The sequence below is a fragment of the uncultured Anaerobiospirillum sp. genome, assembly GCF_902485895.1.
Taxonomy (GTDB): Bacteria; Pseudomonadota; Gammaproteobacteria; order Enterobacterales; family Succinivibrionaceae; genus Anaerobiospirillum; species Anaerobiospirillum succiniciproducens.
Genome location: NZ_CABTML010000030.1, coordinates 39,231 through 54,728 on the forward strand (window position 1 = coordinate 39,231; position 15,498 = coordinate 54,728).

At 43.5% G+C, this 15,498-nt stretch carries 8 protein-coding genes; 2 read left to right on the forward strand and 6 right to left on the reverse strand.

All coding sequences use genetic code 11. The features are described 5' to 3' along the window. Nucleotides 1–1,611: 1,611 nt before the first annotated feature. Nucleotides 1,612–2,745, forward strand: coding sequence for a ParA family protein (locus tag RDO37_RS03000; protein WP_308498050.1), 1,134 nt, complete (start codon nucleotides 1,612–1,614; stop codon nucleotides 2,743–2,745). Between the two features lie 92 nt (nucleotides 2,746–2,837). Here the strand turns inward: RDO37_RS03000 and RDO37_RS03005 are convergent, their stop codons facing one another. From RDO37_RS03005 to RDO37_RS03025, 5 genes are all read right to left on the reverse strand, one after another. After that, a complete protein-coding gene (locus tag RDO37_RS03005; RefSeq protein WP_308498051.1) occupies nucleotides 2,838–4,133 on the reverse strand; it encodes a restriction endonuclease subunit S in 1,296 nt (431 codons plus the stop codon). Next, the gene (locus RDO37_RS03010; RefSeq protein WP_308498052.1) at nucleotides 4,123–5,550 is read right to left on the reverse strand and encodes an N-6 DNA methylase; all 1,428 of its coding nucleotides are present in this window, start codon (nucleotides 5,548–5,550) and stop codon (nucleotides 4,123–4,125) included. The genes RDO37_RS03005 and RDO37_RS03010 overlap by 11 nt, the downstream gene beginning before the upstream one ends. Before the next feature lie 3 nt (nucleotides 5,551–5,553). Beyond that, nucleotides 5,554–8,319: a DEAD/DEAH box helicase family protein gene (locus RDO37_RS03015; RefSeq protein ID WP_308498053.1), complete on the reverse strand. Its 2,766-nt coding sequence runs from the start codon at nucleotides 8,317–8,319 to the stop codon at nucleotides 5,554–5,556. A gap of 279 nt (nucleotides 8,320–8,598) precedes the next feature. Further along, complete coding sequence (locus tag RDO37_RS03020) at nucleotides 8,599–9,777, reverse strand: MFS transporter (RefSeq protein WP_273319590.1); 1,179 nt, start codon at nucleotides 9,775–9,777, stop codon at nucleotides 8,599–8,601. Between the two features lie 533 nt (nucleotides 9,778–10,310). Continuing rightward, entirely contained in the window at nucleotides 10,311–11,609 is a 1,299-nt protein-coding gene (locus RDO37_RS03025; protein ID WP_308498054.1) for a dicarboxylate/amino acid:cation symporter, read from the reverse strand. Between the two features lie 1,357 nt (nucleotides 11,610–12,966). On the opposite strand from RDO37_RS03025, the gene RDO37_RS03030 reads away from it, so the two are divergent. Continuing rightward, nucleotides 12,967–14,130 carry an iron-containing alcohol dehydrogenase gene (locus RDO37_RS03030; RefSeq protein ID WP_308498055.1) on the forward strand — a complete coding sequence of 388 codons (1,164 nt, stop codon included), beginning with the start codon at nucleotides 12,967–12,969 and terminating at the stop codon, nucleotides 14,128–14,130. 591 nt (nucleotides 14,131–14,721) lie between these two features. Here the strand turns inward: RDO37_RS03030 and RDO37_RS03035 are convergent. Then, the coding region (locus RDO37_RS03035; protein WP_308498056.1) for a hypothetical protein at nucleotides 14,722–15,498 on the reverse strand (777 nt) is incomplete at its 5' end.

The following is a 15,498-nucleotide window of genomic DNA, read 5'->3' on the forward strand; positions in this document are numbered from 1 at the left end:
AGCCCACAAGCTCTTAACGCCAAAAGCCCCAAGCCATGCCTCACAAGCTCTTAACACTTAAAGCCCAAGGCCTTGCCCCATAAGCTCTTCAAGCCAAAAGCCCACAGACAAGCCCACAAGCTCTTATCGCATGAGGCTACTAAGCTATCGCTGCATATGCACATCTACACTCTTAACGATGAGAAGGCCATTTAAACGCTGGATAACACCAAATAAGAACTTTATCTAAGTAACAATCTGTGCATCAAACTGACTGTAGCTACACATAAAAGCATGTTATGAGCAAAGGATGTAATACAAGCAAAAGGGCAAATGTACCAATGAGTGTACATTACGAATAACAAGCGCACCTGAGCAACTATTTGCTTTGTATCTCTTATGCCCTCTTGATAAAAAAAAACAGCATATGAGTGCAGCTAAATGTCTTTTGCAAAGATTGTGTTGAGACGTATCCCAAGATACATCGAGAGTTGATGACTAAACCTTAACAAAGCTTGAATTATATCATTAGGCAGCGTCAGCAAGAACATAAACTAGGCTGCAATTGTGAAAAGGTTGTATCTAGATTGCAAAATTTGAGAACTACCCCAGATTTTTCTGACAAATATCGTCTTTGAGCATACTATCTTCACCCGCACTTCACTTGCCATCAAACAAAACCGCACGCAACCACCCTCAAGTTCAGACCACCACAGGCATACCATCACGGCAAAACCTAAAATAGTCACCCATGTTCAGCCAAACAATAAAGAGCCAGCTAGTACTGCTAAACAATAACAAGCCAGAGAGTACTGCCAAACAATAAAGCGCAGGCGATGGGCGACTAAAGCAGAGTCCCTCCAACTATCGATTAATAGCTATAAACGCTCAGCCTACGACAAGGCACAAGCGCTTACTCTGATTCTCCATAAAGCTAGGCCTAATGAGCACCCAAAAGCACCACCTCACCATAGCGTCAACGACAGAATTTGGGCACAAGTACATACAACATCAGTAATCAGGCTCAGCTCCTTGATCTGAGCTGCAGTAAGACGAATGTTGTGCAGAGCAAAGGCGATAAATAAAGCGTTTTTGCATGCTCAAGATAAGCGTCAGAAGGATGGCACCATCATGTGGCATGAATCGGGCATAAGCATTACTTTGTGAGCGGTTCCTAGATTAGCTGTTAAGTAAGTTCAACTTTTGTACAATTGCTAATACAATGAACCTTAGCTCCTAAGTACAAGCTCTTGTACTAATAACGGTGCTCGCTGTGCGTATTAATGCGTATAGCTAAAGTCTTTTTCACTACCAAAGCACAATGCAAGCTTGCATGCTATGGCCTCAAGAGGCACTAGCTTTTGGTAGCAAAGACGATTTACATTTCAAAAGGAAGCCAAGCTTAGTAGCTTTTAACAGCTCTTATGGTTAATATAAGCTAACAGGCAATGATGCTTGGTGTGTCCGTTAAAGTAGGTTAAACCTGAAAGTACATAACTAAAAGACAGGCGCATGTGTAGCCATAACCGTATTGGCAGTACATGCACAGTGCAAGCTGATTTGCAGTCTTTAGTATGCTTTTAGGCTTTTTGTTTCAATCTTGCGATGTAGTGCTATCGCTAAGGCATAGATATGCGCTCAGAATGTATAGTTCTATCTGTTGCCAATCACAAGGGCGGTGTGGGTAAAACCTCCACTGCGATTAACCTTGCGTGTGCCTTTGCTGGTACGCGTCGTCGCGTCTTGCTTATCGATCTCGATCCTCAGGGCTCTGCTACTGTATCGATTTTGCGTAAGCGTCCTACAGGACTTATCTCATCTGGCAATGCCCTGATGAGTGAGGCATCCTTAGTTCCATGCATCAAGCCGTATAACTTAGCTAAGTTTGATTTAGTTCCGGCTAATGATGACTTAACTGCCTTTTGCGTCTCCTGCATCAATGAAGAGGGTAAAGAGTTTAGGCTCAGAAATGCTTTAAGCTCCTTACGCCTTATCTACGACCTCATAATCATTGATTGCCCACCAGCACTCAATTTACTCACCATTAATGCCCTGTGTGCCTCTGATGATCTCATCATCCCAACTACTTGCGATTACTTTGCGGTAGATGGCTTAAGCTCACTTCTGCGTCTCTTTGAGAAGCTCAAGACCGATGGCATGAGTAATGTGCGTCTTATGGGTATTGTCAGAACACTCTATAGCTTAGGCGAACCACTTGCCAAGAAGATTTCCGAGGACTTAAAGTCCAATCTTGGCACCTTGCTCTTCAACACCATCATCCCATACACCTCGCTCATCTCTGAGGCTCCATCCATGGGCCGCCCAGTCATCTTATATGACCGCAGCTGCCTAGGCTCCCGCGCTTACCTTTCTCTTGCCGGCGAAATCCTCAAGCGCATGGAGCAAAACCGCCTCACCCAAGCACCAGCAGAAGCAGATGCTAATGATGCAAACTCCGCTCAAGCCGCCCCTGCTGCTCAAGAGCACGATGCAAATCAGGCCACAGAGGCCCATCAAGCCCAAGCGCCCGCTCATGACCAGTCAACAGCAGTAGACAGTGAGGATGACTACCTAAGCGACGATGACCTGCCTGATTATGCAGAGCCACGCACTAACAGCTTAATTGGCAACCGTCCACAAAAAGCAGCCATAGCAGCGCCACAAGAGGCAGCTAGCGCCGTCCCAACCGATGCGCCAACTGCACCGCCACCAGCAGACGTTGCTGCTGCCACCGAAGCCGTTGCCAATAACAACCTTCCACAATAGAGTGCAGCCATTCACAAAGCTGCACTAAAAGCCTGTACTCCACTAAGCGCCCCAGCTCTAAGCTGGGACAACCATGTCGTGCCTAAAATAAGCTATTTGGTCATCAAGTCTACTTGCTCTAGAAGAGTCTCGACCTTTGCAACTATGCGCTTTTGTTCTGCTAGTGGAGGTATTGGCAGAAATTTGTTTAGAATAGTTGTACGACTGATTCCAGGGATCATACTTTTGGCTTCTTTGCTTAACTGCTTAGATATGCAATTAATGTATATTGTTAGATATTCGCCGAGAATTACATGTTTATGTGCTCTTAATGCCATAATTTGTCTAGCTATGTGCACATTTCCTATTTTGTTTATGGCAGTCTCTCCCACAGTTCCTTTACACGTTAGTAGTAGATCATTAAGTTCACTACATACAACAGGTTTTGAAGTCCATCGATTAATTATGATTTCACCATTTTTAATCTGACTGGCTCCAGTGATATAAGGTATTTTGCTGGTACTAGTGAGCTGTTCAGAAATATCATTTTTTGTTAAATCACGGCCCGATATTAACTCAAAGCAGTGTCTAGCTGAAACCCACTTCCATGAATCAGGGATCTCAAAAGGCACTTCGGCTGGAGCTTCGCCAATCTGCTCAACTACACCGTCTTCAGGTAGCTGAGGAACTAGCTTGCCTTGGATTGCCTTTTGAAGAATTTGGCCTCTTAGTACGTTTGCTAAGGACTGCAATTCTTCATATGCCTTTTCAGCACGGTCGATCTCGCCAAATAGTGATTCAATCTTGGCTGCAATTCTCTTTTGCTCTGCAATGGGTGGTAGAGGGATAGCCATGTTCCTAAGATATTTTAGAGGGACAAACTTTTGAACACTGCCTGATGATTGACTGCTCATTATGCTTTCTAGACTTTTTAATAGTACAAGAAGGAAGTCAAAGGATATTAATTTGTGTTCTTTATGTTTAAACAATGCAACGTTCTTTATTGAGAAATCAGGTACGTTATTTGGAACCATAACTGCGTTACCAATTGAACCAATCATGGCCATAAGAATATCACCTGGCTCTACGTTTGATCTCTGAATGAAAGATTCGTGATCTTTTTGACTTATGAACTTGACTGTGGAGAAATCAATTGTCCCGTCTTTAAGGTTTTTGCTTGTAACAAATGGCACGCCGTTCTCTACATATTTGGGGGAGTCATGTGTTCCATCACGAACATCGACAACGTCCGATATCTTGATCCATTTCCATGAGCCAGGGATATCAAAAGGTACTTCAGATGGAGCGTTACCAATCTTGTCAACGACACCTTCTTCTTGGAGTTGAGGTACTAGCTGGCCTCTAATTGCCTTGTCTAGAATCTGCTCACGCATACGTTTAAAGATCATTGCCAAGCTCCTTTTGCAGTTTTGCAAAGGCATTTTGTATGGTGGTTACCTTTTCTGACATGCGAGTAAATACTTCTTCCATTGAAAGTGTCTCTTCCTCGCTTTTGGCCTCGCTCATCCAAGTGATGTCCAAATTAACCTGATCACGAGCTAGGAGGTCTTCAGCAGAGTACTTTCGCCAGCGGCCATTTGGATTGTTGTCTTTATCATATGTCTCAGTGCGATTGGAGAGGTTATCTGCACAGTAGCACTTTACAAAGTCATCTAAATGCTTGCGAGTTAGCGGATTAGCAACTAGAGTGTGCTTAACATCAGTACGATAGTCGTAGTACCAAACTTCCTTGGTTGGCTCTCCTTTGGTAAAGAAGAGCACGTTAGTTTGAACACCATTAGCGTAGAAGATGCCGGTTGGTAAACGTAAGATAGTGTGAAGGTTAAAGTCTTTTAATAGCTTCTCACGAATAGCTGCACCTTCACGTTCAAACAGCACGTTGTCAGGAAGAACAACACCGGCACGTCCACCGCGCTCTAATAGAGACATAATGTGCTGCACAAAGTTAAGCTGGTTATTTTTAGTCTCGGTGATAAAGTCAGGTCTCTTAATACCGATAGAACCTGCTGGTCTTGCGCCAAACGGAGGATTGGCTAATACCACCTTACTAAGGTTCTCTGGTTCTTTTAAAAGAGAGTCTTCGCACTTGATTGGGCTATCGGAGATACCAACGCCATGCAGGTACATGTTCATTGAGCCCATAGTCACCACTAATGGTGTAATGTCAGATCCATGTAGTGCCTCATTTCGCAAGAATTTCAGCTTCTTTTCATCATTTGACTGATCTTTCATGTACGCAAAGGCTGAGAGTAAAAAGCCTCCAGTACCACATGCCGGATCAGTTACTGTCTCAGTGATCTGTGGCTTCACCACATCCACAATGGCGTCGATAAGAGGGCGCGGTGTAAAGTACTGTCCAGCTCCACTCTTCTTGTCTTGACCATTCTTTTGCAGGATGCTTTCGTATAAGGTGCCTTTAACGTCGCCATCCATTAGCAGCCACTGATTCTCATTAATGAATGCAATGAGCTTTTCTAGGCTTACTGCGTTATCAATACGATTGGTAGCTTTAGTAAAGATGGTGCCTACAATACCGTTTTCGCGACTCAGGATATCTAAGGTCTGCTCGTAGTGATTGATTAGATCCATACCCTTTTCGTTTAAAAGGTCAGGCCAGCGGTAGCCTTCAGGAACGTTGGATTCTTCTAAAAAGAACTCAACTCGCTCACTATCCATCTTCAAAAAGAGCAAGTAAGTTAGCTGAGTGAGGTAGTCAGTAAAGCCCACACCGGCACTTGCCATAATATCTGCTAATTGCCAAACGTTCTTAGTGATGGACGCTTCTGTTAATTTAGTATCGGACATGGTTTAGGCTACCTTAAGTATGAATTCGTTGAGCGATGAGAGCTCTTGCTCGATCTTTGCTCTATCTTTTATGTTACGTAATAGGCTACCTGCTGTATCAGGCATGACACTAATGATTTTTTTAAAATCACTACTGCCATTTACAGATATATACAAGGCAATTTTTCTAAAAAGCTCCTTTTGCTCATCTGATACATCACGCTGAGCTTGTCCGCACCAGAGCTCAAATCTCTTAGCGCAAAGACCTGTAAGCGGATATAGCTCAGAGATCATGTTATATGCGTATCTAACTAGTTGAATAAGGTTAGTAATGGCTTGTTGATCGCTCTTTAGTGGTTTTACTTTATCTTGGTCTAATAAAGCATAGTCATTCCACAGGCGGTCAATTGTAAAGCCAGAGATAGATAATTCAAGCTTGCTTTTTAACTCATCAATATGATCGCGAGTGAGCTTGCCTACATCGTGATTGTAAATGAGACGTAGCGCCTCAATCTCATCTTTATGAGTTTGTATATATTCTTTGAAAGCTTGGGTGTACGACTTGGCCTCCTCAGTTGAGAAGCCTGAGTATATAACCGTATCTGTTTTATCTGGTAGCTCTTTTATATAGCCACGGGCCATTTCGATGAGCTTGTGACGTGCTGGTATATTCTCAAGAAGTTCTCGAATAACATTATATCGTTCAGTATTGTCCTCTAAATTTGATACAAATGGCGGCAAATCACCTTTGTCAATTCTCGCGAAGATAATTTGTGCCCAGACAGACGGTTTGATTTTACAAAGATTTGTATAGTCAGCAAGATCTTCTGGGGTGGCCCTTCCTCCGATTGCGCTGAGCTTATTGGCTAATAAGATAAACAAATCATCAGATAGATTATTCATCGCCATCTTTTCAAGTATCTGAGCTAGCGTTTGGTTTGGGATTTTGTCATCACCAGGTACTATTATGCTCGGCATTACTTTTTCACTCTCAGTGACGCCAACAGCATCAATAATATAAAACAGCTCTTTACTAGTGGCGTTAGGAGTTACGCTTCTAAGTTCTGACGGTTTAATTACTCGACATCCTCGTCCTTTCATTTGCGCATAGAGAGTTTCAGAACGAATGTCATTAAGGAAGAGGAGCACTTCTAATGGACGTACATCAGTGCCTGTAGCCACTAAAGTAACAGTAACTGCAATACGAAAATCGACGTCATAACGGAATTGCTGAATTAGCTTCTTTGTATCATCGCAAGAGTAAGTAATTCTTTGTACAAACTTGTCATCATCAGCTTTACGCTCAAACACCTCTTTAGCGATCTCAACGATGGCCTTAGCGTGTCCCTCATTGACGGCAAAGATAAGAGTCTTAGGTAGATAGTCATAGTTAGGTTCGCGATTAGGATACATTTGTGTGTAGACCACATCTTTGTATTCTTGTAGTATCTTGCGAATCTGGTCTGGAACAACAATACTGCGATTTAGCTTGTTTTTCTCAAATTCGCGATCGCAAATTGCTGTTTGTTCTTTTGATTTATCTTCGCCGCGAATGGTGGAGATAATGGTGTCGCCAGCTTGGATTTCGCCGCCTTCTTCGCTTAATTGGGTTTTAATGCGGTAAATGCGGAAATCCACATTAACATTATCTTTTACCGAGTCTTCGTAACTATAGTTAGCAACTATATTGTTATTAAAGAAAGCAACAGTTTCAGGAATTGGTGTAGCAGTCAGTCCTACAAGTCTAGCTGTTTTAAAGTAGGTCAGTACTTTCTGCCAATTGCTATAGATAGAGCGATGGCACTCATCAATGATAATAAGATCAAAGAAATCAGGCGGCAGACATGGGGTCTCTGGTAGTTCTACAGTCCGTTCAGGAGTGCCGTAGAAGATAGCATCTTCTGTTTGATAGAAAGGAGTATCCTCATCCTTTTCAGTAGATGTATCGTCTTTGCCTGAGAGCGCTGCATAAAGGCGCTGAATGGTGCTTATAGCTACTAACGAGCGAGTTGTATGCTTCTCTTTGCTAAGCTCATTAATTAGCTTTGAGTTCAGCTGCTCAATACCAAAAATCTGAGCCATAGCATTCTTATTTTCGGTGAGCTTAAAGGTTTTTAATGCAGTAGCAGCATCATTTCCAAGATTAGTACGGTCTACCAAGAAAAGTACACGCCTCATTGGAGTAAAAGCGAGCATACGGTAGATCATCATGCATGCAGTAAAGGTCTTGCCTGATCCAGTGGCTAAAACCATTAAAGCACGACGCTGTCCATTTTTAAATGATGCTTCAAGATTTGTAATAGCCTCATACTGACATGCACGAAGATCTGTTCTCGAAAGATAAGGTAGTCCAGCAAATTCATTAAGACGAAGATATCTAGCTATATCCCAAGGACGCTTAAAACTATTAAGTTTTTCGTATTTGGCATCTGTCTTACGGCAATCTTTAAAAGCTATCTCTTTTCCATTGGAGAGGAAGACAAATGGAATAGGATCTTTCCACCGTGGCATATATTCTAATGCCTTTGTTGTGTAGTTCTCAGCCTGTGCAATTAGTTGTGGATTATCAAGCGAAATCTCTTCACGTTTTGCCTCAATAACTGCAGCTGCTTTGCCATTAAGAAACAAAACATAGTCAGCCTCAAGTCCACCTGACATTAAAGTCTCTCGTATAGCAACAGCATTCATGCTAGGCGCAAAGTCATTGCGGTTGATAACTTCCCAGCCAGCATCTTTAAGCTTTCTATCAATCCATTGACGAGCACGCTCTTCAGGTTTCAGATCTGTCATGATGCACTCCTCTTTCTTTAAGATTACTAGCCCCGAAAAACCAACTAAGTGTGCGGGCGCTGCTACTGAGCAAAACACATATGATTATTATGCCATAGATACGCAAACATAGTACCAATGGCTACTGGTATATGTGATAGTACATGCTCAAAGATAAGAGATTTTGAGGTTTGGTTCTGCCCAAAAATGAGTGGTAGCTGAGGCTGATAAGTTTCAGCTGAGCATAGAGTTCTTGCTAGATAGCAAGAGCTGTTATGGCCAGGAGTGGCTGGAGTGTGGTTAGTCGACGTTGCTGTTGAGGCGTGGATCGATGGCATTGAGCTCACGACGGACAGTGTAGATGAGGACGGCGCTAACTGCAGTGAGAGCGGCAAGGAAGAGGAAAATGCCGCCAAGGCTAATGAAGGAGGCAATGCCGCCTAAGGCTGCAGGGCCTAATAACAGTCCTGTGTAGCCGCACACTGATAAAAATGAGATGGCAGGTACGAGAGGCATCTTATCTTGCTTACCTGTGGCTGAGGTAACGAGCGGGCTAATGTTAGACATGCCAATACCAATAGCAAAGAAGCTAATGATAATGACGATGATGTTTGGAAATAGCACCATTGCAACTAAACCTGCAATCATAATGAGGGCACCAAAGAAAGCAAAGTTGAAGGTGCCAATGACATTGATAATTGGCCGTGACCAAATACGCAATACCAGCATACAGGCTGAAACAATACCGTAGCCCAGAGTTGCATAGTTAAGCGGAATACCTGCCTCCATGGTTAGGTACAGTCCAGACCAGTCTAAGATTGCTCCACCAACTACGTAAGTAAAAGCAATGATTAAGGCAAGCGAGATCACCGGTTGTACAGGCATAACAAAGCTGCGGTTATCTTGCTTGTTCTCAGACTTAATGTTGATGATAACTGGAGTGTAGTAAGCCGAAGCAATGTAGATCATGGAGATGAGCATCAAGATCGCCAGTGATGGAGACATAGCGATAGTGAGCAAGAACATCATTAAGATCGCGCCAATTACCTCGCCCATGGAGTAGTAGGCATACAGCACTGACATGAGCAGTAGGCGATAGCGCTTTTCAAGATAGGCCGCAAAGACATTGATGGCCACATCAATACAGCCAAGCGAGATACCAAACAGCACCAAAGCTCCAAGTACAATCTCGTAACTTGGCATCCACGCGATAATACAGATAGTAGTAGAGATTAAAAAACAGCACGAGGCGTAGGTAATCTTAAAGCCAAAGTAGCGCATGATGGGGCCGCTTAAGAGCATGCCAACGACTGCACCCACACCAAAGGTTACTACCATGACGCTCACAGCTTCAGTAGAGAGCTGCAGATTATGCTGCAAGATCGGGATCAGAGGTGCCCAGCATGCTACAGCAAAACCTGATAGGAAATAACCGATGCGAGCTACGTACACCTGCTGGCGTACTGACATCTTACGCATACTGACTAACCTCGAGATAAACGGAAAAGCTAGGCTTACTCATAAGATCATGAGTAGCTAGTGTAGTAAAGAGTACTCTTATGATAAGCGACCAATGTTCAGCTATAACTATGGCGCTTTCAGGTCTAAAAAGACGTAAGTACAAACAGACCTAAGAAAGACTATTAAGTTGCGCGCATTGTACTATAGTGGCCGATTGTCTCACAACAAAGGCATAGTAGAGCTACTCAATCCTGCCCAAATTTTGACCTTGCAAAGATCGGTCTGGCAAAGATAGGCCTTGAAAGATTGGCAATGAAAAGAGGTGATCGCTGCTTTGCGTAGACGATTGCATCGAAACGCATGGTGCTGTAAGTGCTTATAGAGGCTCTGGTGTTGCTAGTGGCTGGAGACTCCATAGTGCTGCTAAAGGTTGGACACGCATAGTGCTGCGCGTAGCTTTGTAAAAATGCAAAAGGCGGTGTTGTTAAACACCGCCTTTTTGGCATTAGCTAAGAGGCTGTTGTGGCTCTTAGCTTAGGTAAGTTTGGGAATTAGGCTGCAACGCTGTGCTTAGCCTCATCCTCGTCTAACTTGCCATCTAAGTCTTTGTTAACCATGTTAACTACAGTTGAGTCTGACCATACGTTAACAGCGGTCTCGATCATGTCGATAACAGCGTAAACAGGGAGAATGATACCCATGAGTAATACAGGAACGCCCATGGATGACATTAAGGAGATGGTCAGGAAGTAGCAGCCCATTGGCACGCCAGCATTACCAACTGCAGCGACGGTAGCAATGAAGATCCAAGCGATGATGGTGCCAGTAGTGATCTCAATACCTGCATTCTGCATTAAGAATAAAGAGGTGATGAGAATGAAGCCTGCGCAACCATTCATATTGATGGTGGTGCAGATTGGCAGTACAAAGCGAGATACCTTTGGATTAATATTGAGGTTGTTCTCAGCTGAGTTCATGGTAACTGGCAGGGTACCGGCAGATGACTTAGAGAAGAAAGCAACTGCAACGGCTGGCATCATGCCACGGATTACTTTGAATGGGTTTAAGCCGCGCATCATTAAGAATAAAGGCAGGATAATGAATGCCTGAATTAAGTTTGCGCCAACTACAACACCAAAGTAAGTGCCTACAGAACCTAAAGCTACACCATGCTCAAGTTCGGTGATGAGCTGTGCAGTAAAGCCCATGATACCGATAGGCAGGATAGCAATGATCCACTTGATGAGCATGAATAAAACATCTTGCAGACCTAAGATGGTGTTTAACAGGCCATCGCGGTGAGCATTTGCTGGCATTAAAGCTAAAGCCATACCAAAAGCTGCAGCAATGATCAGTACTGAAAGTACGTTACCAGAAACAAATGGTTGCAGAATGTTGTTAGGAATAATGCTTAAGATGTGGTCTAAGTAAGATACATTCTTAATGTCACCAACGGTGGCGGTACCGGCGATCTCTGCAGGTACATTGCCAGGAGCAATGATGACATATAAAGCAGCACCCACTACAGCAGCAGCGATGGTGGTAGCTAAGGTGTAGAAGATGGTGTGCTTAAAGATACGACCAGAAGAGCTGTCCTTACCAAGCTTAGCTAAGGTGGAGATTAAAGCTAAAGCAATGATTGGGACTGCGATAAATGAGAACAGTCGAGTGAAGACAGTGGCAATGAAGCCCATCAGCTGATTGACAGACTCGTTGTTCAGAAAACCAAAGCCAATGCCTGCGATCAAACACACAGCATAGAAAGCAGCGTTAACAAAGCGGCGCTTTTGCTCTTGCGGCGACATGCTGGAACGAATGGCATCAACGTTTGATAAGTTTTCTTTTGACATGTAGTAACCGATATATTCTCTTAGAGCATGCCTGAAACTGACAGTAAATAGTTACTTTCAACTAGGCCCGTGATCTTCAAGAAGGGATATCGTCTCCTGTTTGAATTAACCTTTGACAGCGTTTTACTTCACGCGCTTGTGTTTGCTTAAGTGCTGCTGCAGCCTACTGGGTTTTGCATAAGCTTTTAGCTTTTGCATGCCAGAGTGATACATCAGTTTTCAGTAAACTTACAAGTGCAGTAGCGCTGCCTCTAACAATGCCGCTAAGAGTGATAGCGATTTGAGCAGTACTAAAAAGAGTCTTAAGTAGTACTCAAGATGGCTAGGCTCATCTAGTCATGAGCTCTCATTAGCTGTTCAGCGGTGCAGCTGCATCGTACTGAACTGGCATCAGACTATTGTCCTGACAAGTTGCAAATGAAACTGATCTGCACTTGCGAGGACGATTAATGATAGCCACAATCATAAACGAATCAAGTGTGAGTTGGATCAAATTCCTACTGAGCCGACACTTTTTATCAAAGTTACTCAAACCTTTATCCATAAACGCTCATGCCAACTCATCTGCAATGGCAAAAATATCGGCTCCACGCATTCACATTAAATGAGTGCACCACATCGAGGCCATGAGAGGCCAAAACGGAACAATCGCCCCAAAAGTACCCTCTTAGTCAAATTAATTAAGTGAAGAGCAAAGAAAATCATAGTGAGGCTACATCACTTAAGTACGTAATCTGCTTAATTGCCATCTATGCTTAGCCCCTTTAGTTAATGGGCTAAATGAGTTAGAGAAATGGATGTGCCTACAGCTTTTTATGGCTGTGATCTACTGATGTTGTAAGTTCATAGCCTGTCATATGTAAGCGCCTTTTAGGCATATGCAACGATTTCAATCTATTTCAAAGATGAGTAAAGCTCTATCCCGTATAAATGGCACCTTCAAAAGGCTTGCAGCGATTTTGCAAATATTTGCAGTCATATGATGAAATTGTGCACAAAGAATAGTGATGTTTTGAGCTGAAAATTTGAGCATAAGGGCATAGTTAATCGATCCTGTCCTTAGGCTAGGTATGTTTTGCTATGATCTTGTCATAGCAAAAAGGTTGCACGTGAAAGCACTGCCATGAAGTAAGCGGCACACTGCTGAGCTGAGCTTAGTTGATCATAGCTTCAGTGCACGTAGCATTATTGCAAAGCACGGTACAGCATAGCGATTGGCTCCATTAGATAGCTTTGCTATGAACTGCATCGCTCATGCTTTGAGTGGCTGTTGTAGTGCTGCAGTTGTATGTGTCTGTCGTGCGTGGCGATACGCTGCTCCTTGAGCTGAATTGAGGTTTAGGAACAAAGAGGTTTTATGTATAACTTTACTTACTGCACACCAACTAAGGTTCATTTTGGCAAGGGTCAGATTGAGAAGCTCCACGATGAAGTCGTAGCTGTCGGTAAGAAGATCTTACTCGTATATGGTGGCAACTCCATTAAGCGCTCTGGTCTGTATGATGACGTATTAGCACGTTTAAGTGACTGCACCATTTACGAAGTTGCAGGTGTTGAGCCAAATCCACGTATCGACTCTGTACGTGATGGTGTAGCTAAGTGCAAAGAGCACGGTATTGAGCTCGTGTTAGCTGTAGGCGGTGGCTCTGTTTTAGACTGTGCTAAGGCTATTTGTGCTGGTGCTTGCTACGAGGGTGATGCTTGGGAGCTGGTTCTGGATTGGCGCAAGGTTAAGGGTGCTCTGCCTTTAATCACTGTGCTCACTTTATCTGCTACTGGTTCTGAGTATGACGCTGGTGCAGTGATTTCAAATCTTGAGACTAATGAGAAGTTAGCTATCTGCCACGATGCGCTCTTCCCAAAGGTTTCTATCTTAGATCCTCAGTACACCTTCAGTGTGCCTAAGTATCAGATCGCAGCTGGCGCAGCTGACATCATGTCCCATATCTTTGAGCAGTACATCTGTTTAGAGACTAACTTAATCTCTGATGGCATTTGTGAGACTATCTTACGTACCATCATTGATTGTGCTCCAAAGCTTATGGAAAACCCAGAGGACTACGATGCCCGTGCTCAGATGATGTGGGCTTCTTCTTTAGCTTGCAATGGCATCTGCTCCTTAGGCAATGGCGAGCGTCCATGGCCATGCCATGCTATGGAACATGAGCTTTCTGCTATTTACGACATCACCCATGGTGTTGGTCTGGCGATCTTAACTCCTCACTTAATGCGCTATGCCCTTAACGACGATACTGTTGAGCGCTTCTGCCATTATGGTAAGGCCGTATTCTTCATGCAAGATCAAGAAGATCGCTATGCTATGGCTAATGAGGCTATCAATAAGACTGAGGCATTCTTTAGTTCTATTGGTATTCCAAACAACTTATCTGCTCTCAATATCGATGACAAGCACATTGATGAGATGGCCGAGCATGCCTTAGCTTTTAACCCTGGCTTCGACAAGTGCCCACGCCCTCTGTACCTCGAGGACATCAAGCAGATTTATCGTAACGCCCTCTAATCAAGTGCCCATGCACTTAAACAAGTGCCGAGCACTCAAAGAAATTGCCAAGCTCAAACCTAAGAGCCGCAGCATCTAACTAAGTGCTCGAGCACTCACTAGAGTGCTGCACTATTGCACCATCAGCACTTGTTGTTAAGAATATACAAGATCACGCAAAGCATCAGATCTTTGCAGCGTAAGAGATTGGCATCATAAGCTGCTTAGAAATGAGCAATCATTTAGCATAATAGCTACCCTCTTAGGCTCTTAAGTCCAAGAGGGCTGCTGATGGGCAATCCATCTAAGATCTTGCACACAAGCTTGCAAGATCATATGAGCATAGGCAAGAGCAATTTATTCTTATGCCTATGCTCATTACTAATTCCCCTCTAAAAATCCCCTCACCTTACCAATCATGCAACTTTCAGCTATCTATCAGCTATCAGCAACATAGTGATCTTTTGCCTAGAAATTGAGCATGACCAAAAACAGTAAACATGCTCCATAGTCATTGCGAAAGCCTGTGCGCAACATACCAAAGACGCTTGCCTTTCGTCGCCATAACTTATGTATAGTATGACAAACGGCGTCTTAGCAGGCTGTATAGTGCTATTTTGTCTGGGCTATACCATTGGCATTGATATCAGGGTGTTGATACTCAAGGACATAAGTGCCGTCACGGTTAATCCTAGAGACAGCTGCAACTTGCTTAAGAGCATTGCTAATGACAATGCAATAGCGGTGCGGATCGGAGTTAAGCAAGCTAAAGCCATACTTGCGATCGACCATTTGCTTAGAGCCTTCATCAAGCTTCTTGATGACATCATCGCTGCAGCGTGCTAGCTTAAACTCAATTAACAAGTCAGGTACTTTGACCCCAATCTCTTGCTTATAAATCACTAAATCTGCTGGGCCAAAAAGGGATTGAACGTCACGCTGTTCTGCATAGCCAGTAAATATCAGGGACATGGTTATAGCCGAGGTAAGCACGTCATCGTAATTTGACTCTTGGAAGAGCTTTTCATCAAGGCAATTGAGGATGAGATTCAGTAGATCTGCAATTCTCTGAGGACCTTGATGCAGGCGTTCAAATACTTCTTCATTCTCACTAAGCAGGCTAAAGAGCTTATGATTGATATCAGCAAGTGCTGGTCGCTCATTTCTGAGCTCGCCAATTAAGAAAGTGGCTAAAGAATAAGCAACTTCATGATTGGCTAAACCTAAGTATGCTTGGGTGCCTTTAACCTTTTTAATGCTTAAGTATCCACCTTGGAACAAAATGGCTACAGCGTTGTCTAAACTTGGCTCCTTAATACAACTATGATCAATGTAGAGGCTATGTAATCTTGTCTTTATCAAGCTTACGTTGGAGTGCAGTTGCTCAGG